Source organism: Deltaproteobacteria bacterium (assembly GCA_019912665.1).
Taxonomy (GTDB): Bacteria; Desulfobacterota; GWC2-55-46; order GWC2-55-46; family GWC2-55-46; genus UBA5799.
Genome location: JAIOIE010000020.1, coordinates 1 through 25396 on the forward strand (window position 1 = coordinate 1; position 25396 = coordinate 25396).

41 protein-coding genes are annotated in these 25396 nt (G+C 57.3%); 36 read left to right on the plus strand and 5 right to left on the minus strand.

Features of this window, described 5'->3' with window-relative positions; genetic code table 11:
- From tuf to K8I01_08970, 33 genes are all read left to right on the plus strand, one after another.
- On the plus strand, positions 1-157 hold a 157-nt coding region (tuf, locus tag K8I01_08810; protein ID MBZ0220514.1), incomplete at its 5' end, for an elongation factor Tu.
- A 49-nt stretch (positions 158-206) separates the two neighbouring features.
- Positions 207-518 carry a 30S ribosomal protein S10 gene (gene rpsJ / locus K8I01_08815; GenBank protein MBZ0220515.1) on the plus strand — a complete coding sequence of 104 codons (312 nt, stop codon included), beginning with the start codon at positions 207-209 and terminating at the stop codon, positions 516-518.
- Between the two features lie 94 nt (positions 519-612).
- On the plus strand, positions 613-1251 hold the full coding sequence (rplC, locus tag K8I01_08820) for a 50S ribosomal protein L3 (GenBank protein MBZ0220516.1): 639 nt from the start codon (positions 613-615) through the stop codon (positions 1249-1251).
- Between the two features lie 73 nt (positions 1252-1324).
- Positions 1325-1942 carry a 50S ribosomal protein L4 gene (gene rplD, locus K8I01_08825; protein MBZ0220517.1) on the plus strand — a complete coding sequence of 206 codons (618 nt, stop codon included), beginning with the start codon at positions 1325-1327 and terminating at the stop codon, positions 1940-1942.
- The gene (locus K8I01_08830; GenBank protein ID MBZ0220518.1) at positions 1939-2226 is read left to right on the plus strand and encodes a 50S ribosomal protein L23; all 288 of its coding nucleotides are present in this window, start codon (positions 1939-1941) and stop codon (positions 2224-2226) included. Before rplD ends, K8I01_08830 begins: the two co-directional genes overlap by 4 nt.
- A gap of 54 nt (positions 2227-2280) precedes the next feature.
- Positions 2281-3099: a 50S ribosomal protein L2 gene (gene rplB / locus K8I01_08835; protein ID MBZ0220519.1), complete on the plus strand. Its 819-nt coding sequence runs from the start codon at positions 2281-2283 to the stop codon at positions 3097-3099.
- A 44-nt stretch (positions 3100-3143) separates the two neighbouring features.
- Positions 3144-3389, plus strand: coding sequence for a 30S ribosomal protein S19 (gene rpsS / locus K8I01_08840; protein MBZ0220520.1), 246 nt, complete (start codon positions 3144-3146; stop codon positions 3387-3389).
- Between the two features lie 113 nt (positions 3390-3502).
- Entirely contained in the window at positions 3503-3835 is a 333-nt protein-coding gene (gene rplV, locus K8I01_08845) for a 50S ribosomal protein L22 (GenBank protein MBZ0220521.1), read from the plus strand.
- A 63-nt stretch (positions 3836-3898) separates the two neighbouring features.
- Positions 3899-4564, plus strand: coding sequence for a 30S ribosomal protein S3 (rpsC, locus tag K8I01_08850; GenBank protein MBZ0220522.1), 666 nt, complete (start codon positions 3899-3901; stop codon positions 4562-4564).
- 9 nt (positions 4565-4573) lie between these two features.
- Positions 4574-4987 (plus strand): 50S ribosomal protein L16, encoded by a 414-nt coding sequence (gene rplP, locus K8I01_08855; protein MBZ0220523.1) that lies wholly within the window; start codon positions 4574-4576, stop codon positions 4985-4987.
- Entirely contained in the window at positions 4984-5184 is a 201-nt protein-coding gene (gene rpmC / locus K8I01_08860) for a 50S ribosomal protein L29 (GenBank protein MBZ0220524.1), read from the plus strand. Before rplP ends, rpmC begins: the two co-directional genes overlap by 4 nt.
- Positions 5185-5454 carry a 30S ribosomal protein S17 gene (rpsQ, locus tag K8I01_08865; protein ID MBZ0220525.1) on the plus strand — a complete coding sequence of 90 codons (270 nt, stop codon included), beginning with the start codon at positions 5185-5187 and terminating at the stop codon, positions 5452-5454.
- A complete protein-coding gene (gene rplN / locus K8I01_08870) occupies positions 5451-5819 on the plus strand; it encodes a 50S ribosomal protein L14 (protein MBZ0220526.1) in 369 nt (122 codons plus the stop codon). Before rpsQ ends, rplN begins: the two co-directional genes overlap by 4 nt.
- A gap of 37 nt (positions 5820-5856) precedes the next feature.
- Entirely contained in the window at positions 5857-6174 is a 318-nt protein-coding gene (gene rplX, locus K8I01_08875) for a 50S ribosomal protein L24 (GenBank protein MBZ0220527.1), read from the plus strand.
- A complete protein-coding gene (gene rplE, locus K8I01_08880; protein ID MBZ0220528.1) occupies positions 6171-6713 on the plus strand; it encodes a 50S ribosomal protein L5 in 543 nt (180 codons plus the stop codon). The genes rplX and rplE overlap by 4 nt, the downstream gene beginning before the upstream one ends.
- A gap of 27 nt (positions 6714-6740) precedes the next feature.
- Complete coding sequence (locus K8I01_08885; GenBank protein ID MBZ0220529.1) at positions 6741-6926, plus strand: type Z 30S ribosomal protein S14; 186 nt, start codon at positions 6741-6743, stop codon at positions 6924-6926.
- Between the two features lie 25 nt (positions 6927-6951).
- Positions 6952-7350, plus strand: coding sequence for a 30S ribosomal protein S8 (gene rpsH, locus K8I01_08890; protein ID MBZ0220530.1), 399 nt, complete (start codon positions 6952-6954; stop codon positions 7348-7350).
- 151 nt (positions 7351-7501) lie between these two features.
- Positions 7502-8050, plus strand: a complete 549-nt coding sequence (gene rplF / locus K8I01_08895; GenBank protein MBZ0220531.1) for a 50S ribosomal protein L6 — start codon at positions 7502-7504, stop codon at positions 8048-8050.
- Between the two features lie 5 nt (positions 8051-8055).
- Complete coding sequence (gene rplR, locus K8I01_08900) at positions 8056-8418, plus strand: 50S ribosomal protein L18 (protein MBZ0220532.1); 363 nt, start codon at positions 8056-8058, stop codon at positions 8416-8418.
- Between the two features lie 66 nt (positions 8419-8484).
- Positions 8485-8985, plus strand: coding sequence for a 30S ribosomal protein S5 (rpsE, locus tag K8I01_08905; GenBank protein ID MBZ0220533.1), 501 nt, complete (start codon positions 8485-8487; stop codon positions 8983-8985).
- 1 nt (position 8986) lies between these two features.
- Positions 8987-9163 carry a 50S ribosomal protein L30 gene (gene rpmD / locus K8I01_08910; GenBank protein ID MBZ0220534.1) on the plus strand — a complete coding sequence of 59 codons (177 nt, stop codon included), beginning with the start codon at positions 8987-8989 and terminating at the stop codon, positions 9161-9163.
- Between the two features lie 71 nt (positions 9164-9234).
- A complete protein-coding gene (rplO, locus tag K8I01_08915; protein MBZ0220535.1) occupies positions 9235-9672 on the plus strand; it encodes a 50S ribosomal protein L15 in 438 nt (145 codons plus the stop codon).
- Positions 9673-9742: 70 nt separating this feature from the next.
- Positions 9743-10984 (plus strand): preprotein translocase subunit SecY, encoded by a 1242-nt coding sequence (gene secY / locus K8I01_08920; GenBank protein MBZ0220536.1) that lies wholly within the window; start codon positions 9743-9745, stop codon positions 10982-10984.
- Between the two features lies 1 nt (position 10985).
- A complete protein-coding gene (locus K8I01_08925; protein MBZ0220537.1) occupies positions 10986-11654 on the plus strand; it encodes an adenylate kinase in 669 nt (222 codons plus the stop codon).
- Between the two features lie 13 nt (positions 11655-11667).
- A complete protein-coding gene (map, locus tag K8I01_08930) occupies positions 11668-12378 on the plus strand; it encodes a type I methionyl aminopeptidase (GenBank protein ID MBZ0220538.1) in 711 nt (236 codons plus the stop codon).
- 15 nt (positions 12379-12393) lie between these two features.
- The gene (gene infA, locus K8I01_08935) at positions 12394-12612 is read left to right on the plus strand and encodes a translation initiation factor IF-1 (GenBank protein ID MBZ0220539.1); all 219 of its coding nucleotides are present in this window, start codon (positions 12394-12396) and stop codon (positions 12610-12612) included.
- A 21-nt stretch (positions 12613-12633) separates the two neighbouring features.
- Positions 12634-12747: a 50S ribosomal protein L36 gene (gene rpmJ / locus K8I01_08940; GenBank protein ID MBZ0220540.1), complete on the plus strand. Its 114-nt coding sequence runs from the start codon at positions 12634-12636 to the stop codon at positions 12745-12747.
- A gap of 36 nt (positions 12748-12783) precedes the next feature.
- Positions 12784-13158, plus strand: a complete 375-nt coding sequence (gene rpsM, locus K8I01_08945; protein ID MBZ0220541.1) for a 30S ribosomal protein S13 — start codon at positions 12784-12786, stop codon at positions 13156-13158.
- Positions 13159-13325: 167 nt separating this feature from the next.
- Positions 13326-13700 carry a 30S ribosomal protein S11 gene (rpsK, locus tag K8I01_08950; protein ID MBZ0220542.1) on the plus strand — a complete coding sequence of 125 codons (375 nt, stop codon included), beginning with the start codon at positions 13326-13328 and terminating at the stop codon, positions 13698-13700.
- Positions 13701-13759: 59 nt separating this feature from the next.
- Complete coding sequence (gene rpsD, locus K8I01_08955) at positions 13760-14389, plus strand: 30S ribosomal protein S4 (GenBank protein MBZ0220543.1); 630 nt, start codon at positions 13760-13762, stop codon at positions 14387-14389.
- A 90-nt stretch (positions 14390-14479) separates the two neighbouring features.
- Positions 14480-15496, plus strand: a complete 1017-nt coding sequence (locus K8I01_08960; protein MBZ0220544.1) for a DNA-directed RNA polymerase subunit alpha — start codon at positions 14480-14482, stop codon at positions 15494-15496.
- A gap of 12 nt (positions 15497-15508) precedes the next feature.
- A complete protein-coding gene (rplQ, locus tag K8I01_08965) occupies positions 15509-16084 on the plus strand; it encodes a 50S ribosomal protein L17 (GenBank protein ID MBZ0220545.1) in 576 nt (191 codons plus the stop codon).
- A gap of 185 nt (positions 16085-16269) precedes the next feature.
- A complete protein-coding gene (locus tag K8I01_08970) occupies positions 16270-16563 on the plus strand; it encodes an HU family DNA-binding protein (GenBank protein ID MBZ0220546.1) in 294 nt (97 codons plus the stop codon).
- 158 nt (positions 16564-16721) lie between these two features.
- On the opposite strand, the gene K8I01_08975 is transcribed toward K8I01_08970, so the two are convergent.
- Genes K8I01_08975 through pabB form a run of 4 tightly spaced genes read right to left on the minus strand, consistent with a single transcriptional unit; the run spans position 16722 to position 20434 of the window.
- On the minus strand, positions 16722-17063 hold the full coding sequence (locus tag K8I01_08975) for a hypothetical protein (protein ID MBZ0220547.1): 342 nt from the start codon (positions 17061-17063) through the stop codon (positions 16722-16724).
- Positions 17060-18160 (minus strand): sensor domain-containing diguanylate cyclase, encoded by a 1101-nt coding sequence (locus K8I01_08980; GenBank protein MBZ0220548.1) that lies wholly within the window; start codon positions 18158-18160, stop codon positions 17060-17062. Before K8I01_08980 ends, K8I01_08975 begins: the two co-directional genes overlap by 4 nt.
- A gap of 31 nt (positions 18161-18191) precedes the next feature.
- Complete coding sequence (locus K8I01_08985; protein MBZ0220549.1) at positions 18192-19079, minus strand: aminotransferase class IV; 888 nt, start codon at positions 19077-19079, stop codon at positions 18192-18194.
- A complete protein-coding gene (pabB, locus tag K8I01_08990; protein MBZ0220550.1) occupies positions 19076-20434 on the minus strand; it encodes an aminodeoxychorismate synthase component I in 1359 nt (452 codons plus the stop codon). Before pabB ends, K8I01_08985 begins: the two co-directional genes overlap by 4 nt.
- A gap of 128 nt (positions 20435-20562) precedes the next feature.
- On the opposite strand from pabB, the gene ispG reads away from it, so the two are divergent.
- Positions 20563-21630: a flavodoxin-dependent (E)-4-hydroxy-3-methylbut-2-enyl-diphosphate synthase gene (ispG, locus tag K8I01_08995; protein ID MBZ0220551.1), complete on the plus strand. Its 1068-nt coding sequence runs from the start codon at positions 20563-20565 to the stop codon at positions 21628-21630.
- 45 nt (positions 21631-21675) lie between these two features.
- The gene (locus tag K8I01_09000; GenBank protein ID MBZ0220552.1) at positions 21676-22101 is read left to right on the plus strand and encodes an HIT family protein; all 426 of its coding nucleotides are present in this window, start codon (positions 21676-21678) and stop codon (positions 22099-22101) included.
- A gap of 24 nt (positions 22102-22125) precedes the next feature.
- On the opposite strand, the gene K8I01_09005 is transcribed toward K8I01_09000, so the two are convergent.
- Positions 22126-23964, minus strand: a complete 1839-nt coding sequence (locus K8I01_09005; GenBank protein MBZ0220553.1) for a glycosyltransferase family 39 protein — start codon at positions 23962-23964, stop codon at positions 22126-22128.
- Positions 23965-24091: 127 nt separating this feature from the next.
- Between K8I01_09005 and K8I01_09010 the strand changes: the two genes are divergently transcribed.
- Complete coding sequence (locus tag K8I01_09010; GenBank protein MBZ0220554.1) at positions 24092-25126, plus strand: zinc-dependent alcohol dehydrogenase family protein; 1035 nt, start codon at positions 24092-24094, stop codon at positions 25124-25126.
- Positions 25127-25396 lie beyond the last annotated feature (270 nt).

A 25396-nucleotide genomic window follows, 5' to 3' on the forward strand; every position in this document is an offset into this window, starting at 1 on the left:
TCTTCCCGAGGGGACCGAGATGGTCATGCCCGGCGACAACATAAGCATAGACGTGGCGCTCATAACGCCGATAGCGATGGAAGAGGGCCTGAGGTTCGCGATCCGCGAGGGCGGAAGGACGGTCGGCGCGGGCGTCGTTACCAAGATAACCGAATAACAAGCTCGAAGAATCGGGCCAGGAACAATAAGTTACGGAGTTAAACAGGGTGGACAACCAGAAGATCAGGATAAGGCTTAAGGCGTTCGACCACAGGCTTCTCGACAAGTCCGTGAAGGAAATAGTTGACACCGCGAAGAGGACGGGTGCTACCATAAAGGGTCCCATACCGCTCCCGACCAGGATCAACAGGTTCACGGTCCTCAGGTCCCCGCATGTCGACAAGAAAAGCCGCGAGCAGTTCGAGATCCGCACGCACAAGCGGCTTATGGACATCATGGAGCCCACGCAGACTACGGTCGACGCTCTTATGAAGCTAGACCTTCCGGCTGGCGTGGATGTGGAGATAAAGCTCGAGTAGTCCCCTCCGGGAAAAAACGGCTTAGCCTTTCTTAATACCTTAACGCGCGCAAGCACCCGTTCTACAGGGGGCCTCTGCGGCAGGGAAGCTCAAAATGATCGAAGGAATCGTAGGAAAGAAGATCGGAATGACCCACGTCTACTCCGAAGGGGGCGCGATGGTGCCTGTTACGGTCATAAAGACCGGCAACACCGTCGTGCAGAGAAAGACCAGGGAAAAGGACGGGTACGACGCGGTACAGGTAGGCTTCCTGGAGAAGAAGGAGAAGAGGGCGAGCAAGCCCCTCAAGGGCCACTTCAAGAAGGCCGGCACCCCGTGCTTCTATCACCTCACAGAGCTTAAGGGCGCCGAGCTCGAAGCATACAATCCTGGCACCGTCGTCAACGCAGCCGATGTCTTCAAGCCCGGCGACTGGGTGGACGTATCCGGGAAATCCAAGGGTAAGGGCTTCATGGGCTCCATGAGGCGGCACCACTTCAGGGGCGGCTCCGAGTCCCACGGCTCCATGCACAACAGGGCCCCTGGCTCCATTGGATCGAGTTCTGATCCGTCTCGCGTCTTCAAGGGAATGAAGATGGCCGGCCACATGGGCGCGGCGAACGTCACAGTGCAGAACCTTCAGGTCGTCGCCATAAGGCCCGAGGAGAACGTCATCCTGGTAAAGGGCGCGGTCCCTGGGGCGATCAATGGCGTGGTTGTAGTAAAAAAGGCGCTCAAAAAGAGCAATAAATAGCGTTTTCTTCTTGAGAAGTTCCCAACTTTTGTATATAGTAACTGTTTAACCGAAAATTCAAGGGATTAGGCTGATGAACGTAGAGGTTCTGGACACGAACGGCTCAAAAATCTCCGAGCTGGCCCTTAATGACGAGGTCTTCTCGGGAGAGGTCAAAGAGCACCTCTTTTATGAGGTCGTGAAGATGCAGCTCGCCAACAGGCGCTCGGGCACCGCCTCGACCAAGACCAAGGGAGAGGTAAGCGGCGGCGGCATAAAGCCCTGGAAGCAGAAAGGCACAGGCCGGGCAAGATCGGGCTCGAACAGGTCGCCCGTCTGGAGGCACGGCGGCACCGTATTCGGCCCGCATCCGAGGGACTATTCCTACAAGCTCCCGAAGAAGGTCATGAAAGAGGCCTTGAAGAACGCGCTCCGGCTCAGGCTTCAGGAGGGCAGGCTCAAGGTGCTTTCCAACATAGAGCTTGCCGAGCCGAAGACGAAGACGGCCCTGGACCTCCTTAAGAAGCAGGGGCTTCAGAACGCACTGATCGTCGTCGACGGCCCGAACAGGAACCTCGAGCTCGCGGTAAGGAACCTGAAAGATTTCCAGGTGCAGATGGCGGGCGGGCTTAACGTCTACGACATACTGAGCTATGACAACCTGGTGATGACCAGGGGCGCGCTCGAGAAAGTAGAGGCGTTGGTGCAATGAAAAACCATTATTCCATACTCAAGTCGCCGGTCATAACCGAGAAGAGCACTGCTGCCGCAGCCGACGGAAAGGTCGTCTTCTGGGTGGACGTGAACGCCACCAAGAAGGACATAAAGGAGGCGGTCGAGAGCATATTCAAGGTAAAGGTGCTCGACGTCAACACGCACAGGCTCGCGGGCAAGATAAAGCGCATGGGAAAGTACGCGGGGCAGAGGCCCACCCGGAAGAAGGCGTACTTAAAGTTACGCGAGGGCGACCGGATAGAGATATTCGAGGGCGTTTAAGGGTAGAGGGCTGAGGCCCGAGACCTCTCAAATTAAATCGAGAAGAGAAAGACGATGCCAGTAAAAAAGTACAACCCTACGTCGCCGGCCATGAGAAAGAAGACGACGCTTGTCCACGACGTTGCCAAAAAGAGGCCGGAAAAGGGCCTTACCGCGCCGGTAAAGAAGACGGGCGGCAGGAACAACTTCGGCAGGGTCACGAGCCGCTGGATAGGCGGGGGCCATAAGAGGCTTTACAGGCTGATTGACTTCAAAAGGGACAAGGTCAATATCCCCGCGAAGGTCGCGGCCATAGAGTACGACCCGAACAGGACCGCAAATATCGCTCTTTTGAACTATGCTGACGGCGAGAAGCGCTACATACTCGCGCCGGTAGACCTTAAGGTAGGCGATACGGTAGTAGCGGGCCCGGAGGCTGATATAAAGCCGGGTAACGCCCTGCCGCTCCGCTCTATACCGGTCGGCACCTTCGTCCATAACGTGGAGATGAGGAAGGGCAAGGGCGGACAGCTCGTAAAGAGCGCAGGGTCATATGCGCAGCTTATGGCCAAGGAAGGCGCCTACGCCACCATAAAGCTTCCTTCGAACGAGGTCAGGTACGTCCTTCAGGACTGCTACGCGACCGTGGGCCAGGTCGGCAATATCGACCACGAAAACGTGACCATAGGCAAGGCCGGCAGGTCCCGCTGGCTCGGAAGGAACCCGAAGGTCAGGGGTGTTGCCATGAACCCTGTAGACCATCCGCACGGAGGCGGCGAAGGCAAGAGCAAGGGCGGCAACCACCCGACCAACCCCTGGGGCGTGCCGACCAAGGGATATAAGACCAGGCGGCGGAAGTACACCGATAAGTTTATAATTACCAGGAGGAAATAGCGTTGCGTTCCTTAAAAAAAGGCCCGTTCGTGGACTCGCACCTGATGGAGAAGGTAAACGCGGCTGGCGATGCCAGGCAGCGGAAGGTCATAAAGACCTGGTCAAGGCGTTCCATGATAGTCCCCGAGATGGTGGGTTTCACGATAGCCGTACATAATGGAAAGAAGTTCGTGCCGGTCTTCGTGACCGAGAACATGGTCGGGCACAAGCTCGGGGAGTTCTCCCCGACCCGCACCTTCCACGGCCACTCGGGCGTAAAGAAGGCCAAGGTACCTGGGGCAAAGGGTTAAGCTGGGCTTGGGCCCGGGCAAGCGTTCCGGGGCCGTGGAATCCAAGCTGCAATTCATCGGATTCAGGCCCGAGCTGAACATTCAAAAAAGGCAATAGGGAGCCGGTAATAGAAATGGAAGCCAAGGCAGTTCTCAGATACTTGAAGACCTCACCGCAGAAGACGCGCCTGGTCATCGACCTTATAAGGGGCAGGAAGATCGACGAGGCGCTTACGCTCCTCGGCCACAGCGACAAGGCCGTGAGCAGGGACCTCATCAAGCTCGTAAAGAGCGCGATGGCGAACGCCGAGAACACCAAGAACCTGAACGTGGACAAGCTCTACGTCAAGGCGGCTTATGTCGACGGCGGGCCGGTATTGAAGCGCACTCACGCGAAGGCGATGGGCAGGGGCTCCCTCATAAGGCGAAGGACGAGCCACGTAACCGTGGTCCTCGGAGAGGCATAAAGGGCCGCGAATAAGGGCGGCGATATTATTCCGAATCGAAGAACTTAGAACGGAGGTCTTTTTTTGGGTCAGAAGGTACATCCAATAGGATTCAGGCTCGGTATTTCCAAGGGCTGGAACTCGAGATGGTACGGCGAGAAGAACTACGCCGCCTTCGTGCACGAGGACCTGGCCCTCAGGAAGTTCGTCAAGAAGAAGCTCTTCCACGCCGGCATATCCTCGATAGACATCGAGAGGACCGCGAACCGGGTGAAGGTCATCATAAGGACCGCAAGGCCTGGCATAGTCATCGGCAAGCGCGGCTCCGAGATAGACGTAATGAAGAAGCAGCTCGCGAAGCTGACGGGCAGGGACGTTGACCTTGACATAGTCGAGGTGAGAAAGCCCGATACTGACGCGCAGCTCGTTGCCGAAAACGTCGCCCTGCAGCTCGAAAGAAGGGTCTCGTTCAGGAGGGCGATGAAGAAGGCCGTTACGACGTCGCTCCGGATGGGCGCGAAGGGCATAAAGATAATGTGCGCCGGCAGGCTCGGCGGCGCCGAGATTGCAAGGAGCGAATGGTACAGGGAGGGGAGGGTGCCTCTCCACACCCTGAGGGCGGATATAGATTACGGCCAGGCCGAGGCGCTCACCACTTACGGGATTATAGGCGTCAAGGTGCTCGTTTACAAGGGCGAGGTCCCGGTACAGAGGGCGGCAGCCGAAGAGGCCGCAGCAACTAAAGGGTAGGTTTCAGCCATGTTGATGCCGAAAAAGGTAAAATTCAGGAAACAGCAGAGGGGCAAAAGAAGGGGTCTTGCCTCGAGGGGAGCAGAGCTCGCGTTCGGGAACTTCGGGCTCCAGTCCACCGACTGCGGGTGGCTTTCCACCAGGCAGATAGAGGCAGCCAGGATCGCCATGACCCGTTTCATCAAGAGGGGCGGCAAAATCTGGATAAGGGTCTTCCCGGACAAGCCCATCACCAAGAAGCCTGCCGAGACCAGGATGGGCAGCGGAAAGGGCGCGCCCGAGGACTGGGTGGCAGTAATAAAGCCCGGACGCGTGCTCTACGAGATGGAGGGCGTGACCGAGGCGGTGGCCAGGGAGGCCTTCAGGCTTGCATCGCACAAGATATCGCTTGGCACCAAGTTCATCAAAAGGGAAGAGATATGAAACCGGCAGAACTGAGGGAAATGACGCTGGAGGACGCCAGGGCCAAGGAAGGGGAGCTTACGAAGGAGCTCTTCAGCCTGCGTATGCGCCATGCCACCAACCAGCTTGAGAACCCGCTGAGGCTACGCGCCCTCAGGAGGGATATTGCCAGGGTGAAGACCGTCCTGGCTGAGAAGGAGAGGGGGGCAAAGAAATAGATGGCTTCTGAAGCAAAGACTCCTCATAAGAAGACGCTAGTCGGGAGCGTTATGACAAGCGGCAAGATGGACAAGACGGTCGTCGTCTCCATCGAGAGGCTCGCGAAACACCCCTTCTACGGCAAGTACGTAAAGAGGCGCGTAAAGTACACGGCCCATGACGAGAAGAACGAATGCGGCGCAGGCGACAAGGTCGTGATCGTCGAGACCAGGCCGCTCAGCAAGACCAAGAGATGGCGCGTTAAAGAAATCCTGGAGAAGGCAAAATGATACAGATCAGGTCAATCCTCGGGGTTGCCGACAATTCGGGGGCCAAGAAGGTCTCCTGCATAAAGGTAATCGGCGCGTCCAACAAGCTCATCGCCAACATCGGGGACGTCATCATCGCCAACGTCAAGGAAGCGGTATTCGACGCGAAGGTCAAGAAGGGCGAGGTGGTGAGGGCCGTCGTCGTCCGTACCAGGAAAGAGACCAGGAGGCCTGACGGTTCCTACATAAGGTTCGACGAGAATTCCTGCGTCATTATAAACAAGGAAAACGAGCCGGTAGGCACCAGGATTTTCGGTCCTGTCGCCAGGGAGCTCCGCGCAAAGAAGTTCATGAAGATAGTCTCGCTCGCGCCCGAGGTCCTGTAAAAAGAGGCGCCCTAATCCAGACAAGGTTGGTTGAAACATGGCATTGAAGATCAGGAAAGACGACCAGATAATGGTCATAGCCGGCAAGGAGAGGGGCAAGACCGGCAAGGTGCTCAGGGTTGACCCCGACAAGGCAAAGGTCTATGTCGAGAAGCTCAACGTGGTGAAACGCCACCAGAAGCCCTCGCCAAAGTACAAGCACGGCGGCATAATCGAGAAAGAGGCCCCCATACACGTCTCGAACGTGATGATACTCTGCGAGAAGTGCAAGGGGCCGGTCAGGGCCGGCAAGAGGCTCGAAGGGGACCGCAGGGTGAGGTATTGCAAAAAGTGCGGTGAGGTGCTGGATAAATGATCCCGAGACTCAAGGAGAAGTTCGATAAAGAGGTCGTCCCCGCGATGATGAAGGAGTTCAGCTACTCCAACGTCATGCAGGTGCCGAAGCTCGAGAAGATAGTGCTCAACATAGGCCTCGGCGAGGCCGTGAAGGAGATAAAGATCATCGACGCGGCCTCCCGCGACCTCGCGGCCATAACCGGCCAGAAGCCGGTCGTTACGAAGGCCAAGAAGTCGATAGCCACCTACAAGCTCAGGGCCGGGATGCCTATCGGCTGCATGGTAACGCTCCGGGGCGCGAAGATGTTCGAGTTCTTCGACCGTCTCGTGAGCTTTGCGGCGCCCCGGATAAGGGACTTCAAGGGCATGCCCGACAAGTCCTTCGACGGCAGGGGCAACTACACCATCGGCGTCAAGGAGCAGATAATATTCCCTGAGATAGAGTACGACAAGATAGACAAGATCAGGGGACTCAACATAACCATCAACACCACAGCCAAGAGCGACGAGGAGGCCAAGGCCCTCCTCAGGCACCTGGGAATGCCTTTCAGGAGCTGAGGCTCGGTTCTAAACGGAGGTTTTTAATTGGCTAAGAAGTCACTCATCGCCAAGGCCAAGAGGAAGCAGAAGTTCAAGGTCAGGGAGTACAACCGCTGCCCGATATGCGGCAGGTCGAGGGCCTACTACAGGAAGTTTAACATGTGCAGGCTGTGCCTCAGGAAGATGGCCCTCAAGGGCGACCTCCCCGGCGTGGTCAAGGCCAGCTGGTAATAATTCAGACACGGAGAAACTCAAGATGTCTATGACAGACCCGATCGCGGACATGCTCACCAGGCTCAGGAACGCGATCCAGGCGAAGCACCAGGAAGTCGTGATACCCTCCTCAGGCGTGAAACTCGAGATCGCTAAGATCCTCAAGGAAGAGGGCTACATAAAGGACGTGTCCTCCTTCAAGGAGGGGGTCAGGAACTTCCTGAAGATTCAGCTTAAGTGGAATGCCTCCAAAAGGAGCTCCATATCCTCCATCAGGAGGACGAGCAAGCCCGGCCTCAGGAAGTACGTGGGCAAGGACGAGATCCCCAGGGTATTGAACGGGCTTGGCATTGCGATAGTCTCCACCTCCAAGGGCGTTATGACCGACAGGAAAGCCCGCGAGCTCGGAGTGGGCGGCGAGGTACTCTGCACGGTCCATTAATCTCCGGCGCAGGTGCGGTTAGAAACGGCTGGGAAAAAGGAATACACGGCGCCGGGCTTAACGGGTGAGGCCGGGACCACAAAATACCCCGCTGTCAAGCGCGTATAGAAGAAGCACAGTACAGCGCACTATAAAGAGAAGGACGCTCAGTATGTCAAGGATAGGTAAGCAAACGATAGCCGTTCCGGCAAATGTAAAGATCTCTCTCGAAGGGAAAAAGGTCAAGGTGACCGGCCCGCAGGGCGCACTCGAGATCTCGGTGAGAGACGAGATAACCGTAGAACTCAAGGACTCCCAGATTACCGTGAAGAGGGCGGACGACTCCAGGACCGCCAAGTCGCTCCACGGGCTTACGAGGACTCTCATAGCCAACATGGTAAAGGGCACCTCGGAGGGCTTCCAGAAGAGGCTCGACATAGTCGGCGTAGGTTACAAGGCCGAGGTGCAGGGAAACTTCCTTAATATGGCGCTCGGCTATTCGCACCCTGTGAAATATGAGCTCCCCAAGGGCATAAGCGCCGCGGTTGAAAAGCAGACTGGCGTCACCATAAAGGGCGCGGACAAGCAGCTTGTCGGCCAGGTCGCGGCGGACATAAGGGCGTTCAGGAAACCCGAGCCGTACAAGGGCAAGGGCATAAAGTATGCGGACGAGGTAATACGGAGAAAGGCCGGCAAGGCTGGCAAAGCCGGGGGTAAATAAGAGAGATGAGCGGCAGGATAGAAAAGCAGAGCGGCTTTGAGAGAAGGAAGGCGCGCGTAAGGAAGAAAATTAGGGGCACCGAAGAGCGCCCGCGCTTGAACGTACGCAGGTCCAACAAGCACATATACGCGCAGGTCATAGACGACGCCGCCGGTAAGACGGTAGTCGCGGCATCGACTAAGATGAAGGACTTCGACGGGGCAGGCTCGAAGAAGGTTGATGCGGCCAAGAAGGTCGGCCAGGCCATCGCCAGGCTCGCCCTCGAAAAAGGCATCGAAAAGGTAGTCTTCGACAGGTCGGGCTACATATACCACGGCAGGATCAAGGCGCTCGCGGAGGGCGCAAGGGAAGGCGGGCTCAAGTTTTAGACCGTTCAAGATAAAAGCGCAGATTTGGGGTTTCCTCCAAACCAGAACCAGCAAGGAGGCTTTTTTTTGGAGAAGATAGACGTAAACGCCCTCGAGCTTAAAGACAAGCTCGTATACCTCAACAGGGTCGCCAAGGTCGTCAAGGGCGGAAAGAGGTTCAGCTTCAACGCCATAGTCGTCGTAGGCGACGGCAAAGGATACGTGGGGATAGGCCTGGGCAAGGCAAACGAAGTGCCCGAGGCCATACGGAAGGCGATAGAGCAGGGCAAGAAATCGCTCATCCGCGTACCCATAGTAGATGACGGCACCATACCTTACGAGGTGATGGGCGCTTTCGGGGCTGGCAGGGTCTTCCTCCGGCCGGCCTCGCCCGGCACCGGCATAATAGCCGGCGGCGGCGTGCGCGCGGTCGTCGAGTCGGTCGGCATAACGAACGTGCTCACGAAGTGTATCGGAACCAACAACCCGCATAACGTCGTCAAGGCTACGATGAACGCGCTCTCGCAGCTCAGGAGCCCTGAAAACATCGCGGAGCTTCGCGGCAAGCAGCTCCAAGAGGTAAAGTGACATGGCAGGCAAGATAAAGGTTACTCTGAAGAAAAGGCCGGCTACCGAACGGCTCCGGGTGATACTCAAGGGAATGGGTCTCAAGAGGACCAACAGCACAAGGGTGCTCGAGGACACCCCCGCTATAAGGGGCATGGTCGACAAGGTCTCTCATATAGTGTGCGTTAAAGAGGACTGACCTGTCGCTCTCGCATCAATGCCGGATTTCAAGCCCGGCGGATTTAAATCGGACCACAAGAGGAACCTAAAATGCTCAACAGGCTCAAGGCGCCCAAAGGCGCCAACCAGAAGAAGACCAGGCGCGGACGCGGCGAAGGCAGCGGCCTCGGCAAGACCTCGGGAAAGGGCGGCAAGGGCCAGACCGCGAGGACCGGCGGGAACGTGAAGCCGGGTTTCGAGGGCGGCCAGATGCCGCTCCAGAGGAGGCTCCCCAAGAGGGGCTTCACAAACATATTCAAGACCGAGTACCAGATCGTGAACGTCGGCTCCATTGCCGAGGCGTTCAAGGCCGGAGAGACTGCCGACCCGGCAGCCATGCTGGAGAAGGGCCTTTTGAAGAGGAAGCTCCCGCTCAAGGTCCTCGGCGAGGGCGAGATAAAGACCGCGATCACCGTGAAGGCATCGAGCTTCAGCAAGTCCGCCATCGAGAAGATAAAGGCAGCGGGCGGGAGTGCGGAGGTAATCTGATTTGGCGGCAATCACTCCGAACATAAGCAAGGTACCGGAGCTCAACCGCCGCATACTCATAACTTTAGCGATGCTGGCCGTCTTCCGGATAGGGGTCTTCATCCCTACGCCCGGTGTGGACAGCGAGGCGCTGGCCGGGTTTTTCAGGGCCACGAGCGGCACCCTACTCGATTTCGCCACCATGTTCACCGGGGGCGCGCTCGAGCGCTTTTCCATTTTCGCGCTGGGCATAATGCCCTACATAAGCGCCTCCATCATCATCCAGCTCCTGACGGCCGTTGTCCCGCACCTTGAGAAGCTCCAGAAAGAGGGCGAGCCCGGCAAAAAGGTCATAACCCAGTACACGCGCTACTCGACCATCGGCCTGAGCATAATCCAGAGCCTAATGATAGCCGTGGGACTGGAGTCGATGAGGGGACCGGCCGGGGAGCAGATCGTGCTCAACCCGGGCTGGGATTTCAGGCTCCTCACTATGATCACCCTGACCACCGGGACATCGTTCCTCATGTGGCTGGGCGAGCAGATTACCGAAAGAGGGGTCGGTAACGGCATATCCCTCATCATATTCGTCGGCATAGTGGCCAACATGCCCTCGGCCCTGTACAACACGATACTCCTTGTGCGGGCCGGGGAGATGAGCCTTTTTGTCATACTCTTCCTGCTGCTCCTCATGGTGGCTGTGGTCGCCTTTATCGTCTTCATGGAGACTGGGCAGAGGAGGATACCGATACAGTACCCGAAGAGGGTGGTTGGCCGGAAGGTCATGGGCGGGGGCACGCAGCATTTGCCGCTCAAGGTTAACACCTCAGGCGTCATACCGCCCATATTCGCGTCCTCGATAATAGTATTCCCGGCAACGGTCGCGAGCTTCATCGAGGTGCCGTACCTGGGCTGGGTCGCCAACAGCATGAACCCGGACGGGTTTCTTTACAACGTCCTGTATGTCGCGCTCATTATATTTTTCACGTACTTCTACACCGCTATACAGTTCAACCCGAAGGATGTTGCGGAGAACCTGAAGAAGTACGGCGGTTTCGTCCCTGGAATAAGGCCGGGGGCGAACACGGCGGATTACCTGGACACGGTACTTACGAGGCTCACGTTCTGGGGGGCGCTATATCTCTCGGCCGTTTGCGTGTTACCCTCGTTCCTGGTCATTGAGTTCAACGCGCCCTTTTACTTCGGAGGCACGGCCCTTCTCATAGTCGTCGGCGTCGCGATGGACACAGCCCAGCAGATAGAGTCGCACCTCCTTGCAAGGAGTTACGAGGGGCTCCTTAAAAAGGGAAAAATCAAGGGCAGGGGCCTTTAGCATGAATATCATTTTGTTGGGGGCCCCGGGCGCTGGCAAGGGCACGCAGGGCAAGAGCCTTTCAGAACGGTTCGGGATACCGCAGATATCGACCGGCGATATCCTCCGCGCAAACGTTAGGAACAAAACGCAGCTCGGCCTTCAGGCCAGGGAATACATGGACAGGGGCGCGCTCGTCCCCGACGAGATAGTCGTCGGAATGGTCGTGGACCGAATCAAGGAGGACGACGCAAGGAGCGGTTCCATACTGGACGGTTTTCCCCGGAATATCGCGCAGGCCAGGGCGCTTGAGGCGACACTCGATTCGCTCGGCAAGAAGATAGACGCCGTTATAGGCATGGAGGTAGACAGGAAAGAGCTCGTAAGGAGGCTTTCCGGACGGCGCGTCTGCAGGAAGTGCGGCGCGAGCTACCATGTCATATTCAACCCGCCGGTCAATATCGGCATGTGCGATTCCTGCGGCTCCGAGATCTACCAGCGTGACGACGACAAGGAAGAGACGATAGAGGCCAGGCTCAAGGTCTACGAAGAGGAGACCCTGCCGCTCGTGCGTTATTATACCGAAAAGGGCCTTTACAGGGGCATAAGCGGGAAGGGGCCGGTTGACCAGATCACAGAGGCAATCGTGAGCGCCATTGAGCAGGGAAGCGATAATAATAAAGTCTCCTGATGAGGTCCGGACCATGCGGGATGCCGGCCGGATTGTGGCCGAGGTCCTCGAGGTCCTGAAAGAGAAGGTCAGGCCAGGGGCAACCACCCTGGACCTTGATAAGATAGCGGAAGAAGAGACCAGGAAGAGAAGGGCCGTACCCGCCTTCAAGGGCTACAAGGGATATCCTCACACGCTCTGCACCTCGGTTAACGAGCAGGTAGTGCACGGGATGCCCTCCAAAAGGGTGCTTTTCGAGGGCGACATCCTTAGTATCGATTTCGGTGTTCTCTTCAAGGGTTTTTACGGGGACTCCGCGGTTACGCTACCGGTCGGGAAAGTCTCAGATGAGGCGAGCCGCCTCATGATGGTGACCGAAGAGGCTCTCGGAAAGGCCATTGATGCTGCCCGCCCCGGAAACAGGCTCGGCGACGTATCAGCGGCGGTCCAGACGCACGTTGAGGCGCACGGTTTTTCTGTCGTAAGGGAGTTCGTCGGGCACGGCATCGGCAGGGAGTTGCATGAGCCCCCCCAGGTGCCGAACTTCGGCATACCGGGCCGCGGGATAAAGCTAAAGGCCGGCATGGTCTTCGCAATCGAGCCGATGATAAACATCGGGGGCTGGGCCGTAAAGGTCCTGAACGACGGATGGACGGCGGTAACAGCGGACGGGAGCCTGTCCGCTCATTTCGAGCATATGGTGGCCGTGACGGAGAGCGGGCCGCAAGTGCTCTCCAGTTTATAGCAGGAACGAGGGGGAATGGCAAAGGAAGAACCGATACAGGTAGAGGGGACAGTCATCGAGACCCTGCCGAACGCGATGTTCAGGGTGGAGCTCGAGAACGGGCACAAGGTCCTCGCGCATGTCTCGGGGAAGATGAGGATGCATTTCATAAAGATACTGCCCGGAGACAAGGTCACGGTAGAGCTTTCTCCCTACGACCTCACCAGGGGCAGGATTACATACAGGGCCAAGTAGTTAAACAAAGCGAGGATTGAGATGAAGGTAAGAAGCTCGGTAAAAAAAATTTGCGCCAAGTGCAAGATCATAAAAAGGAGCGGTGTAGTCCGCGTGGTCTGCACAAACCCCAAGCATAAACAGAGGCAGGGCTAAGGCCCTTCTGCGTTTTTCTTTCAAAGGAGGAAGAAGTTGGCAAGGATCGCGGGTGTAGACCTTAAAAAGAATAAAAGGATAGATGTGGCGCTGACCCAGATCTACGGCATAGGCCAGGCCTCTTCGAGGAAGATACTCGAGAGGGCCGGGGTCGAGTCCTCGATAAAGGTCCAGGACCTCACCGAGGCCCAGGTCGCGACCATAAGGAAGGTCATAGACGGAGAGTTCAAGGTGGAGGGCGATCTCAGGAAAGAGGTCTCCATGCACGTCAAGATGCTCACAGACATGGGTTCCTACAGGGGGATACGCCACAGGAAAAACCTTCCGGTACACGGCCAGAGGACCCACACGAACGCCCGTACAAGGAAGGGCCCGAGGAAGGGTGTGGTAGCCGCAAGGAAGACCGAATAGTGCCCCTGAAATAATACTGGATTTCAATACTGATTCCGGGGCATAATATCTGTTTGCGGTTGCCCTCGGGCCGTACATAATAAGCCAGCGTGACGGAAGCGAACCGGCCGTCGCTGAATGCCCATAAGTCGATAATATTTTTGAATAGCCAGTTTCGGAGGAGTTAAATGGCAAAGGCCAAAAAGGAAAAAAGGTCCGTATCCAGGGGGGTCGCCCACATAAAGTCCACCTTCAACAACACGATCGTGACCATCACCGACCCCGCAGGGAACGTGATCGCATGGTCGAGCTGCGGCGGGCAGGGCTTCAAGGGCTCGAGGAAGGGCACCCCGTTCGCCGCCCAGGTTGCGGCCGAAACGGCGGCCAGGAAGGCGATGGACAGCGGCGTCAAGACCGTCGAGGTCTTCATAAACGGCCCCGGCGCCGGCAGGGAAGCGGCGCTCCGTGCGCTCCAGGCTGCCGGGTTCAGCATAAGCCTCATAAGGGACGTAACGCCGCTTCCGCACAACGGTTGCAGGCCCCCGAAGAGGCGCAGGGTATAAAAGAAAAAAAGAATTTTGCATATTCGGCGTAAACGCGCCGAGACAATGGAGGATGCAAGTTGGCAAGGTATACTGAATCTGTTTGCAAGATCTGCAGGCGCGAGGGGATGAAGCTCTTCTTCAAGGCCGAGCGCTGCTACACCGACAAGTGCGCTTTCGAGAGAAGGAGCTATGCGCCGGGTCAGCACGGCCAGGCCAGGAGCAAGGTCTCCGAGTACGCACTGCAGCTCCGCGAGAAGCAGAAGGTCAAAAGGGTATACGGACTCATGGAGTCCCAGTTCAGGACGACTTTCAAGGACGCTGACAGGTCCAAGGGCATCACGGGCGAGAACCTGATATCGCTTCTCGAGAGCAGGCTCGACAACGTCGTATACAGGCTCGGGATTGGCGGCTCAAGGAGCGAGGCCAGGATGATGGTGACCCACGGCTACTTCCGCGTGAACGGCAGGAAGGTGGACATCCCGTCCTACAGGGTCAGGCAGAACGATATAATTGAAGTCACGGAGAAGAGGAAGAAGGAAGCCAGGATCGCCGATAACCTCAAGGCGGCCGAGAGCAGGCATGGGATACCGGAGTGGCTTTCGCTCGACAAGGACAACCTCAAGGCCACGGTGACGAGGCCCCCGAGGAGGGAAGACACTACGCTTCCGATGCACGAGCAGCTCATAGTCGAGCTCTACTCCAAATAATCAGTCCTTAAGACCTGCCGCCGGCGGAGTCTCCGCCGGCGGAAACCCATTTTTTCAGGTCACTACAATTTAAAAAAGGATGGGTAAACCATGCAGAAAAACTGGCGTGAACTTATCAAACCGAAGAAGTTGGAGGTAGAGAAAGACACGCTTACCCCGACATACGGTAAATTCGTCGCCGAGCCGCTGGAGAGGGGCTTCGGCGTGACGATAGGCAACGCCCTCAGGAGGATACTCCTTTCCTCGCTACAGGGCGCGGCGATAACATCAGTAAAGATAGACGGCGTACTTCACGAGTTCTCCTCGATCCCCGGGGTCAAGGAGGACGTTTCCGATATAATACTGAATCTCAAGCAGGTAAAGCTCAAGCTCCACGGCGAGGGGCCCAAGACCCTGAGGATGAAGTCCAACGGCGAAGGGGTGCTCACGGCCGGGGACATTATAACAGATCCAACGATAGAGGTACTGAACCCCTCGCAGCACATAGCCACCGTCTCCAAGGACGCGAAGTTCGACTGCGAACTGGCCGTAAACACCGGGAAGGGATATGTCCCCTCAGAGAGGAACAAGCTCCCCGAGATGCCGATAGGGACCATCCCCATCGACTCGGTATTCCAGCCGGTGAGCAGGGTAAATTTCAACGTGACCCACGCAAGGGTAGGGCAGAGGACCGATTATGACAAGCTCGTCCTTGAGGTCTGGACGACCGGCGCCATAGACCCGCAGAGCGCGGTCGCCGTGGCGGCAAAGGTGCTCAAGGACCAGCTTAGCGTCTTTATAACCTTCGAGGAGACCGAGGAGGCCCCGTCCGAAAGGGGAGAGGGCAAGCCACAGTTTAATGACAACCTGTTCAAGACCGTGGATGAGCTCGAGCTCTCCGTGAGGTCGGCCAACTGCCTCAAGAACGCCGACATAAAATACATCGGCGAAATGGTCCAGAAGACCGAGCAGGAGATGCTCCGCACCAAGAATTTCGGCAGGAAGTCTCTGAACGAGATAAAGGAAATACTCCGCGGCATGGAGCTGGATTTCGGCATGAAGATCGAGAACTTCCCGTCGAGAAAAGAGCTCGACGCCATGCACTCGGAACACAAGGAAACCGCCTAAGGGGATTGAGTAATGAGACATAACAGGGACGAAAAGAGGTTCGACAGGAGCTTCAGCCACCTGAAGAGCATGCTCGCCAACATGACGAACGACCTCGTCATGCACGGGAGGATAAAGACCACAACCCCAAAGGCAAAGGTCTTGAGGCGCTATGCCGAGAGGATGATAACGCTCGGTAAGAACGGCAGCCTCGCTTCGAGGAGAAGGGCCATGGCCTTCATGAGGAGCAAGGTGGCGGTCGATAAGCTCTTCTCGGACGTCGCCCCGCAGTACAAGGAGCGGAACGGCGGCTACACGAGGATCTTGAAGCTGGGCAACCGTCCCGGCGACAACGCCCCGATGTCTTTTATCGAGCTCGTGGAGGGGGCCGCGGCAGCAGCCGAGGCGCAGCAGCCGGCAAAGGCGGCGAAGAAGACGACAGTAAGGAAGGCAAAGGCTCCGGCCAAGCCGAAGGCGGCTTCAGGCGAGAAGAAGGCAGCCGCAAAGAAAGCGGCCCCGGCCAAGGCGGCGGAAGGCGCAGACGCTCCCGCAGCCAAACCCAGGGCAAGGAAATCTCCTGCCAAAAAGGCCGAGAAGAAAGAAGAGTAAGCGCGAGGGACGGGGCTAAAGCCCCGTCTCCTTTTTTTTCGGCATTTGATTTCACGCCGAATTCATCTATAATTGTGTTAACAAATCCGGGGTGCCCGGCATCCCGGGAGACATAAGGACCGCAGCCCTGTCTTACCGCCCGCCGGCCCAGACCGGCAAAAAATCCGCAGGAACCGGAGGTGTGTATGTCGAAGTCCATGACCAAGTCGCAGATAGAGGACCATCTCGCAAGGGAGACGGGCGTTCCCAAGAAATCGGTCAAGGATGTGCTGACCAAGATGGCGGAACTGGCGTACAGCGAAGCCAAGAACCAGTTCACCGTGCCCGGCTTGGGGAAACTGGTGCTGGTCGACAGGCCTGCCAGGACCGGCAGGAACCCGAGGACCGGCGAAGAGATACAGATACCGGCCAAAAAGGCCGTGAAGTTCAGGCTCTCGAAGGCATGCAAGGACGAGGTGCTTAAGAGGGCTACGGAATAGGTCTTTCCCCCGCTAATATAGGTATTATCTGAGGACATTATCTCCCTGGAGGACCCTCCAGGGAGATTTTTTTTTGCCAACAAGCTTTTCGCGGAAAACGCGCGGACCGGGCGTGGTCCCTCTAGCCGCGTCCGCAAATGCGCCAAATCGGGAGGCGCTCAGTTCTCGGAGCTCTTGTACCTGTACGACCAGACGATGTTGTCCCTGAAGACGAGCTCGAGGATGGTCACGGACTCCCTGCTCTTCGCCTCGTTCTCCACTATGCCGCCCATGTATGCCGGGACCTTCTTCTCCTTGAACCTGTAGATCATCCGCTCTTCATTGTTCTCGAAGCTGACTTCCGTAGGCGTGCCAAACGCGCCTATGACGGCCTGTCTTGTGGTGGAGCCGGCCTTGATCTCCAGCACCTTCGCCTTGTCTATCTTCGTCCCCTCTGTCTTCGTGACATTCATGCACCCGGCGAGGAGAACCGCCGCGGCGAGCATCAGTAGTTTTTTCATTTCGTTACCATTCCTCCTTCAGGTTCCTCTTTCCGTGCCTCGCCGACCCCGTCCCTTGTCCTGTTCTTTACGCGGTACATTGCGTTGTCGGCCTCGTGTATCAGGTCCTCTTTGGTGGCTGCGTCCTCGGGGAACGAGGCGACGCCGAAACTTGCGGTGAGCTGAAGATTGAGCCCCTCTTCCATAAGGAACACGTGCTCCCTGATCATTTTCCTGAGCTTCTCGGCTACCGTGACTGCGCTCTTTTTAGGCGTGCCCGGCATCATGATGATGAACTCGTCGCCGCCGTACCTGCACGCCATGTCCACATTCCGGACCATAGAGAGTATGAGCTGGGCGATCTCCTGGAGGAGCTTGCTGCCCCTCAGGTGCCCGTGCGTGTCGTTCACTTCCTTGAAGTAGTCGAGGTCGAAGAATATCATCGAGAGGTCGTATTTGAAGCGGCGCGCCCTCTCGACCTCGTACTCGAGCCTCGAGTGAAGGAACCTCGAGTTGTACAGCCTCGTTAGGTCGTCTGTAATGGTGAGTTCCTGGACGCGGTTGAAGAAGATGGCGTTTTCGATGGCAATTGCTGAATAGTCGGCGAGTGTCGTCAATATGAGGAGGTCGTCCTCTGAGAAGCCGGCCTCGTACTCCACCTTGTTTATGAGCTCTATGACCCCCAGGCACTTGCCGCGGGTCACAAGCGGCACGCAGACTATCGACTGCGTGGTGAAGTTTGACATCTCGTCCGCCTTCTTCGAGAAGCGCGGATCTTTCCCGACGTCCGGAACGAGCAACGGCTTTCTCTCCCTCGCGACCCATCCGGCCACGCCCTCTCCGAGCTTTAGCCTCAGGTCCTTTATCCTCTCAGAGCCCTTGCCTACGACTATCTCGAACTTGAGCTCATTTGTAGACTCGTCAAGGAGGAGGAGGGACCAGTTCTTGGGATGGAGGAGCTCGCTAATCTTCTCCATGACGCTATTAAGGACCTCTTTAAGGTCCAGCGAGGAGGTGAGCGCCTTCCCGAGATCGGTAAAGACGGCAAGCTGGAGCCTTTTCTGTTCAAGCTCCCTTGCTTCCCTTGAATTCAGGTCGCATTTTCCGGGGGTTTCCATTGCGGAAATATAGCCTATCGAACCGGGGAAATCAAGGACGGAAGGGGGGCTGTGCAAGCCCCTTTAAAAGCGCCCGGATGCGTTTTGCAATCGGGCCGGGCCTGCCGTCTCCGATCATGCTTCCGGACGCCTTTATAAGGGGTATCGCGTCTATTATGGAGTTGGTTATGAAGGCCTCGTCAAAGGAGGAGATATCCCCGGCTTTTATTGGCGCTTCCCTGACCGGGATGGAGTGCCTACGGGCGAGCCTTATTACATTCTCCCTTGTGACCCCGGCCAGCACGCCGGTAGAGGGCTTTGCCGAAAGAGGAGAGGTTATGAGCCTTCCATTTTTTACCAGGAAGACATTGGACGAGCTCCCTTCCGTGAGGAGACCGTCCTTTACGAATATGGCCTCGAATGCCCCCTCTTTTTCGGCCCTCATCCTGGCAAGCACGCTAGGTAAATAGTTGAGGGACTTAACACCCGGAAGCGGAGGCGCTATGTCCTCTACGAATATGGCGCTTACGCCCCTCTTGGCGACGCGCTCGACCCATATGGAATCGAGCGGCTTGACTATTATGATGCGAGTGGGCTTAAGGCCCCTTGAGGGGAGGTGGCTTGCCCTGTCAGGCCCTCTCGTAAGCATGAGCTTCACATAGGACTCTCCTTTGACGAGCCCGTTTTTTTTAAGCAGCGCCTCGATTGCCCCGTCCATTATGACTTTTTCGAAAGCCTTCAAGCCGCTTGATGGAAGGCCCAGGAAGCGGGCCCCGGCCCTGAGCCTCATCATGTGCTCCCTGAGGAAAAGGGGCCTGCCGTCTTTGGCCTTGAGCGTCTCGTACAGGCCGTCACCGTACGAGAGGCCCCTGTCGAATACCGATACCGCCGCCTTCTCTTCAGGAAGGACCTTCCCGTCAATGTAGACCCATAGCCTCATTCCGTCCCCTCCTTAAGCCCCAGCGCGTCCAGAAAGTCCCTGGCCTTGAGCAGGGTTTCCATGTATTCGTCCATCGGGTCCGAGTCCGCGACTATGCCGCCGCCCACTGAAAGGTGAAGCACCCCGTCCATGCATACCGCCGTCCTTATGGCAATCGATATCTCCGCGCCGCCGTTCAAGCCGAACCAGCCGATGCCGCCCGTGTAGACGGAGCGCCTCGACCTTTCAAGCTCGTCGATGACCTCCATTGCCCGTATCTTCGGGGCGCCCGTTATGGAGCCGCCGGGGAACATGGCTTTCAATGCCGCTGCCGGTCCGATGCCGTCCTTAAGCCTTCCCCTCACGGTCGAGACCATATGGTGCAGGTGCGGGTAGCTTTCGACCTCCGCAAACGAGCTTACTTCTACTGTACCTGGGACGGAAATGCTGCCGAGGTCGTTCCGTTCGAGGTCCACTATCATCACATGCTCGGAGGCCTCCTTCGCGCTGGCCTTTAGCTCTTTTATGAGCCCCGCATCCTCGGCCTCGTTCTTTCCGCGCCTTCTGGTCCCTTTTATGGGGCGCGTCTCGGCAGATCCGTCCTTTACGCGGAGAAGGCACTCAGGGGAGTTGGAGACTATCTGGAAGCTCCCGAAATCCATGAGCGCGGCGTAGGGCGCGGGATGCCTCTCTGAGAGCAAAAGGAAAAGGGAAAGAGGGTCTCCTGCCCATTCGAAGGATAGCCTCTGAGAGAGGTTTATCTGGTAGATGTCTCCTGCTCTTATGTATTCCTTTGCCCGCCCGATCGCCTTGACGTATTCCTCGACCGGGACCTCCGATCGCATCCCCCGGGCTTTTTCGACATTCCTCCACGGCACGGTTTTCGCCCCGGCCAGCAGCATCCGCCTGAACTCATTAAAGCCTTTTTCCACGCCGGATGCAGAGACCAGGAACCCGCTCCCCTTTCCATGGTCGTACACGAAAACAGGGTCGTAGAAACCCGCGATGCAGTCCGGTATGCCGGGGCCGTCCTTTTTGGCAAAGGCCCTTTCCGGCTCTATAAGGCCCTTGAGGTCGTATGAGAAGTAGGCCGCTATACCGCCATTGAAAGGGAAGGGGTCATTTCCGCCTGTTCTTACTTCCTCCTTGAGGACGGCTGATATGGCCTCGAACGGGTCTGCGTAAGCCCCGGGCCTGCCGTCTACGGAGGTGACGGAGTTCTCAGTCCTTATGACTCTTTTCGGCCCCGCGCCGATAAATGAGTAACCCGGTCCACGGGGGTTCCGGATTATGAACGCGTTCCCGAGCCCTTTTAAACTCAGGTAAGCGCCTTCAGGCCCGAGACCCGGAATCTCATCTATCATCATGCCTTTCATAAGTGACTCAGGATATATTTTTTCAATCTGCCGGTCAAGGCCCCCTTTTAATTGAGTGAAATGAAAGAACGATTGTAGTATATTCGTAAGGAAATTGGACGAATCAAGTGGTTTCCTTAAGGGAAGGCATGGCGCGGAGAAAAACAAGGGAGATACGGGTCGGAAGCGTAAGGGTCGGGGGCGATGCCCCGATAACCGTACAATCGATGACTTGCACGGATACCGCCGACGTGCGCTCGACCGTAGCCCAGATAAAGGCTCTCGAGGCCGCCGGCTGCGAGATAGCGCGGGTGGCGGTCCCTGATATGATTGCTGCCGGGGCAATCGCGGAAATAAAGAAGTCCATTTCCATCCCGCTTGTCGTGGACATCCATTTCGACTGGCGGCTCGCCCTGGCTTCCCTTGAAAGCGGCGCCGACTGCCTGAGGATAAACCCCGGCAACATCGGCTCGGAGGCAAGGACAAGGGAGGTAGTAAAGGCCGCTAAGGAACGGGGCGTTCCGATAAGGATAGGCGTGAACGCGGGCTCGCTCGAAAAGGACATCCTCTCGAAATACGGGCATCCGGTTCCGGAGGCGCTCGTCGAGAGCGCGATCCGCCATATCCGGATACTCGAGGACATGGACTTCAGCGCGATAAAGGTGTCACTAAAGGCCTCAAGCGTGCCGCTTACGGTGGATAGCTACCGGCTCCTCGCGGAGAAGGTGGACTATCCCTTTCACATAGGCATAACCGAGGCCGGCACCCCATTTGCCGGGAGCATCAAATCCGCCGCAGGGCTCGGCATACTCCTCTCAGAGGGAATTGGCGACACGCTCAGGGTCTCGCTTACGGGCGATCCGGTGGACGAGGTAAGGGCAGGGTGGGAGATTTTGAAGGCCCTTGAGATACGCGAGCGCGGGGTCCGTATCATATCCTGCCCCACATGCGCCCGGCTCAAGTTCGACAGCATAGGCATCGCTGGAGAGGTTGAAAAGCGGCTCTCAAAGGTAACGGAATCGATAAAGGTCGCCATAATGGGCTGTGTCGTGAACGGCCCCGGAGAGGCCGTTGAGGCCGATATCGGAATAGCCGGGGGCGACGGCTCAGGGATGCTCTATGTGAAGGGCAGGCAGGTCGGCAAGGTCGCGGAGAAGGACATTGTCGAGAGGGTGGTCGCGGAGGTAAACCAGCTTATCCACGAAAGAAGGACCTGAGAGGGACCAAAAATCGGCCATCTAATCCATTTATAAAATTCCCAAATGAAACCCTTCACCCTACACGAAAGACTCATCAACGATACCTTCGAGATAACCCGCCTGAGGCTCTCCATGGCGCTTCTCATGAACGACTCGTCCTTCCCCTGGGTCATACTCGTCCCCATGAGCGAGGGCGTAAGGGAGCTTCACGACCTTACGGCAGCGGACAGGGCTATCCTTGTTGAAGAGATAGCCGCAGCATCGAGGGCGATTGAGAAGCTATGCAAGCCGGACAAGATAAATATCGGCGCGCTCGGGAATATCGTCCCGCAGCTCCATATCCATGTGATAGGGAGAAATAAGGACGACCGGGCATGGCCCGGCCCTGTCTGGGGAAGCGGCGCTCCGGAGCCTTACTCAAAAGACGCGCTCAATTGCGCGCTCGCCTCGCTTAAAAAGGCCTTCCAGGACGAACTCGCTAATTTCTGAAAAACCAACGGGGAATGGCCCGCATCAGAGTCGGAGATGAAGGCAGGGCCTCCAGTCCGGGTCTCCGAGCCCGGCAGACTCGTTTTTCACATCCACGTGCTCTAGCCGGAACTTCCGGTCCCCAAGAAGCGGCCATATCGGGTATTCCCACATGTCCCCCGCCCCCGGCATAAGCCCCAGGTCAGTGCAGTCCTGCCTGAGTATTATCCCGGCCGCCTCGATGTATTTCCACTTGAGTTCCGGCCTCGCCCTGAAATAAATATCCACCCTGTCGGCCGTAAGAACCGAGAAGCCGTTATACGGGAGGAGCGGACGCTGGTAATTGAAAAGGAGCCAGGGTAGCGAGGTGAGAAAGAGCAGGGACGCAGCGATAAACGGAACGGCTTCTCTCTTCGTAAAAGAAAAGAGCATGCCTACGAGGGGCGAGGCGGCCACGAAAAGCGGCAGGTGGAGGCGGCTGTGCCAGGGTTGCCATCTTAAAAGGAGCGAAAAAAGGAGGAACCCCGAGACGATACATAGCGAATAGACCAGCGCCGTTTTTTTACGCGCCAGCCGCTTCCCGATGAACGGCAATGAGGCGAGCGCGGCGATTATCAATAGAATGTGCGCCGGGTTCCCGTCAAGGTCCTCGTGAAGCTCGGTCCCAATGCGGAAGGCCGTCCCGCCCCAGGTGGTAGCCTTGTCTTGCGGGTCCAATTCCAGTAAGCGGTGCATGGAGACTACCGCGCCCTCCACCGCCCGGTTCGCGCTCTGGAAAGGGAGGCCCATGTGGATGGCCGCGTTCCGGAGCCCGTTAGAAGCTAGCGTCCCTGCTGAAAACCTTGAGTTGGTGTAGGTGAATTCCTGGCTCTCTGATTCGGCGCCGGGGCCCAAGGGGCTGCCGAATACCGCCTGGTTCCTCACATAGTGCCCCGCGTTTATGAGTAGCACGAGCGCGGCTATCACGGCCGCTGGCCCCACGAATGTTTTCCTCTGCCTTGACGCGCCTTCCAGTACGAACCAGACGAGGAAAGGGAAGGCGTATATATACGCGGTGCCCTTGGTAAGGATTGCGAGCCCCAGGGCCGCGCCCGAAATGAATGCCTTCCGGGTCCCGCCCTCTCTTGCAAAGAGCGCCCCCCAGTAGAAGAAGGAGACGAGCCAGAACGAAAGCGCGTAGTCGTTCTGGGTGCTGGTCGACTGGAGTATGCCCATGGGAAGGGTAGCTGCCGCAAGCGCCGAGAACGCCTGGCCCCTGGCCCCAAGCCCGAGCGTTTTCGCGATGAGCGAGACCCCGATGAGCGAACCGAGCATCGCGCCCCACTGGACGAGGTTCGCGAGGTTGTCGCTCCCGCCCAGGGCGATTACATGCGCTATTGCGAGCTCTGCCCCGGGGCTTAAGTGTATCTGCCTCAGCACATTCGTCGGATAATGATGGACGGACCCGTTCTGGAGCCAGTGCGCCACCCGGCTCATGTGATAGGTCATGGAGTCCCAGTTGTTCGGGGGCGAGGCGAGCGCGATAATGAGAGTAATAGCTGCGATAAGAGAGATGCAGGAAATCGCGTATACCCCGGCTTTGCCGGCCGGGGCGGTTTCTTCCGCCCCGCGTTCCTTTTTAACGCGCGGACCGAAAAAGGCCGGGACAATGGAAACGGCGGCAAAGGCCCCCCATGAGGCCGCTATCCAGAAAGAATTGAAGGCGCTGAAAAGGCTCAGGACCTCGCTCGATGCCGCGAGCATCAGGCCCCAGACGACGGACGCCCCGAGGAATGCCGCCCTCGCATCCGAGCCTTTCCTGCGGAACCCGAGAAAGATGAAAAGCCAGCAGGCCGCCGGCAATATGAGGAGGGCCGATTTCATGGATGCCCGGTAAGCTATCACCTAAGGCCATCCATTGTCAAACAGGCCCTTTCAATCCGGCTTCGGCCTTCTTGACAACCGCAATGCCGGGAATAGACTGAAATAAGAGGCGAATTTCGTTCTTCTTTGCTTTAAGAAGGAGGTGCGCATGAAAGCGCTCGTATATTACGGCCCGGGAAAGAGGGCATGGGAAGAGAGGCCGAAACCTGTCCTGAGGGAAGACAAGGACGCCATAGTCAGGGTCACGAGGACCACTATCTGCGGCACGGACCTACACATATTGAAGGGAGACGTGCCGGAAGTCGAAAACGGGAGGATTCTCGGGCACGAGGGCATAGGCGTCGTCGAAGATACCGGTAGCGGAGTAAGGAACTTCAAGAAAGGGGACAGGGTGCTCATATCCTGCATCACCTCGGACGGCACCTGCGAATACTGCAAGAAAGGCATGTACTCGCATTGCGAAAAAGGCGGGTGGATACTCGGCCACACCATAGACGGCACCCAGGCCGAGTTCGTGAGGATACCCCACGCGGACAATAGCCTTTACAGGATACCCGAGGGCATGAACGAGGACGCGCTGGTGATGCTGTCGGACGTCTTCCCGACCGGCTTTGAGTGCGGCGTTCTTAACGGGGAGATAAAACCGGGCGACACTGTGGCCGTCATAGGCGCGGGCCCGATAGGCCTTGCGGCCCTCCTCACGTCCAAGTTCTACTCTCCTGCCAGGATAATCATGGTCGATACCGACGCCGGGAGGCTCGCGTCGGCAAAGGAGCTAGGCGCTACCGACACGGTATTGTCTGACGGAAAGGCTGCGGAGAGGATTATGGAGCTTACGGACGGCAGGGGAGTGGACGTCGCTATTGAAGCGGTCGGCGTGCCCTCTACCTTCGAGCTCTGCGAATCGATAATAGCCCCGGGCGGCCATATCGCAAGCATAGGCGTCTTCGGCGAGCCGGTAGACCTCCATATGGAGAGGCTCTGGTCGCGGAACATAACCCTGACGACAAGGCTCGTGGACACGGTGACGACACCCATGCTACTTAAGAGCGTGCAGTCCGGGACCCTCCATCCGGAAAAGCTCGTCACGCACCGCTTCAAGCTCGACGAGATAATGAAGGCTTACGACACCTTTTCGCACGCAAGGGAGGAGAAGGCCCTGAAGGTCGTGCTTGAAAGCTGAAGGGCCGCTCGAACTAGCAGGCTGCTGAAAAAGTCCATCTGCGTCGTTGTCTTCGTCGCTTGACACTCCGGCGTACACGAAAAGTACGCCTCATTCCTCGCTCCTCGACGCCTCGCATCTGGAGCTTTTTGAGCAGCCTGAATAAAAACGGAGTTTTTCAGCAAGCTGTTATTTATCGGCGTATCGAAAGACCCAGGTTCAAGCCGGCCTGAAATCCTTCCAAAAGGCCCCCTTCTGCTGTAAAATGAAACCCATTACTGAACGGAGTCG

Excerpts from the sequence above, each read along its gene's own strand:
- rplC (MBZ0220516.1), top strand. The coding sequence starts at position 613 with ATGATCGAAGGAATCGTAGGAAAGAAGATCGGAATGACCCACGTCTAC.
- rplD (MBZ0220517.1), top strand. The coding sequence starts at position 1,325 with ATGAACGTAGAGGTTCTGGACACGAACGGCTCAAAAATCTCCGAGCTG.
- K8I01_08830 (MBZ0220518.1), top strand. The coding sequence starts at position 1,939 with ATGAAAAACCATTATTCCATACTCAAGTCGCCGGTCATAACCGAGAAG.
- rplB (MBZ0220519.1), top strand. The coding sequence starts at position 2,281 with ATGCCAGTAAAAAAGTACAACCCTACGTCGCCGGCCATGAGAAAGAAG.
- rpsS (MBZ0220520.1), top strand. The coding sequence starts at position 3,144 with ATGGAGAAGGTAAACGCGGCTGGCGATGCCAGGCAGCGGAAGGTCATA.
- rplV (MBZ0220521.1), top strand. The coding sequence starts at position 3,503 with ATGGAAGCCAAGGCAGTTCTCAGATACTTGAAGACCTCACCGCAGAAG.
- rplP (MBZ0220523.1), top strand. The coding sequence starts at position 4,574 with ATGTTGATGCCGAAAAAGGTAAAATTCAGGAAACAGCAGAGGGGCAAA.
- rpmC (MBZ0220524.1), top strand. The coding sequence starts at position 4,984 with ATGAAACCGGCAGAACTGAGGGAAATGACGCTGGAGGACGCCAGGGCC.
- rpsQ (MBZ0220525.1), top strand. The coding sequence starts at position 5,185 with ATGGCTTCTGAAGCAAAGACTCCTCATAAGAAGACGCTAGTCGGGAGC.
- rplN (MBZ0220526.1), top strand. The coding sequence starts at position 5,451 with ATGATACAGATCAGGTCAATCCTCGGGGTTGCCGACAATTCGGGGGCC.
- rplX (MBZ0220527.1), top strand. The coding sequence starts at position 5,857 with ATGGCATTGAAGATCAGGAAAGACGACCAGATAATGGTCATAGCCGGC.
- rplE (MBZ0220528.1), top strand. The coding sequence starts at position 6,171 with ATGATCCCGAGACTCAAGGAGAAGTTCGATAAAGAGGTCGTCCCCGCG.
- rpsH (MBZ0220530.1), top strand. The coding sequence starts at position 6,952 with ATGTCTATGACAGACCCGATCGCGGACATGCTCACCAGGCTCAGGAAC.
- rplF (MBZ0220531.1), top strand. The coding sequence starts at position 7,502 with ATGTCAAGGATAGGTAAGCAAACGATAGCCGTTCCGGCAAATGTAAAG.
- rplR (MBZ0220532.1), top strand. The coding sequence starts at position 8,056 with ATGAGCGGCAGGATAGAAAAGCAGAGCGGCTTTGAGAGAAGGAAGGCG.
- rpmD (MBZ0220534.1), top strand. The coding sequence starts at position 8,987 with ATGGCAGGCAAGATAAAGGTTACTCTGAAGAAAAGGCCGGCTACCGAA.
- rplO (MBZ0220535.1), top strand. The coding sequence starts at position 9,235 with ATGCTCAACAGGCTCAAGGCGCCCAAAGGCGCCAACCAGAAGAAGACC.
- secY (MBZ0220536.1), top strand. The coding sequence starts at position 9,743 with ATGCTGGCCGTCTTCCGGATAGGGGTCTTCATCCCTACGCCCGGTGTG.
- K8I01_08925 (MBZ0220537.1), top strand. The coding sequence starts at position 10,986 with ATGAATATCATTTTGTTGGGGGCCCCGGGCGCTGGCAAGGGCACGCAG.
- map (MBZ0220538.1), top strand. The coding sequence starts at position 11,668 with ATGCGGGATGCCGGCCGGATTGTGGCCGAGGTCCTCGAGGTCCTGAAA.
- infA (MBZ0220539.1), top strand. The coding sequence starts at position 12,394 with ATGGCAAAGGAAGAACCGATACAGGTAGAGGGGACAGTCATCGAGACC.
- rpmJ (MBZ0220540.1), top strand. The coding sequence starts at position 12,634 with ATGAAGGTAAGAAGCTCGGTAAAAAAAATTTGCGCCAAGTGCAAGATC.
- rpsK (MBZ0220542.1), top strand. The coding sequence starts at position 13,326 with ATGGCAAAGGCCAAAAAGGAAAAAAGGTCCGTATCCAGGGGGGTCGCC.
- K8I01_08960 (MBZ0220544.1), top strand. The coding sequence starts at position 14,480 with ATGCAGAAAAACTGGCGTGAACTTATCAAACCGAAGAAGTTGGAGGTA.
- rplQ (MBZ0220545.1), top strand. The coding sequence starts at position 15,509 with ATGAGACATAACAGGGACGAAAAGAGGTTCGACAGGAGCTTCAGCCAC.
- K8I01_08970 (MBZ0220546.1), top strand. The coding sequence starts at position 16,270 with ATGTCGAAGTCCATGACCAAGTCGCAGATAGAGGACCATCTCGCAAGG.
- K8I01_08975 (MBZ0220547.1), bottom strand. The coding sequence starts at position 17,063 with ATGAAAAAACTACTGATGCTCGCCGCGGCGGTTCTCCTCGCCGGGTGC.
- K8I01_08980 (MBZ0220548.1), bottom strand. The coding sequence starts at position 18,160 with ATGGAAACCCCCGGAAAATGCGACCTGAATTCAAGGGAAGCAAGGGAG.
- K8I01_08985 (MBZ0220549.1), bottom strand. The coding sequence starts at position 19,079 with ATGAGGCTATGGGTCTACATTGACGGGAAGGTCCTTCCTGAAGAGAAG.
- pabB (MBZ0220550.1), bottom strand. The coding sequence starts at position 20,434 with ATGAAAGGCATGATGATAGATGAGATTCCGGGTCTCGGGCCTGAAGGC.
- ispG (MBZ0220551.1), top strand. The coding sequence starts at position 20,563 with ATGGCGCGGAGAAAAACAAGGGAGATACGGGTCGGAAGCGTAAGGGTC.
- K8I01_09000 (MBZ0220552.1), top strand. The coding sequence starts at position 21,676 with ATGAAACCCTTCACCCTACACGAAAGACTCATCAACGATACCTTCGAG.
- K8I01_09010 (MBZ0220554.1), top strand. The coding sequence starts at position 24,092 with ATGAAAGCGCTCGTATATTACGGCCCGGGAAAGAGGGCATGGGAAGAG.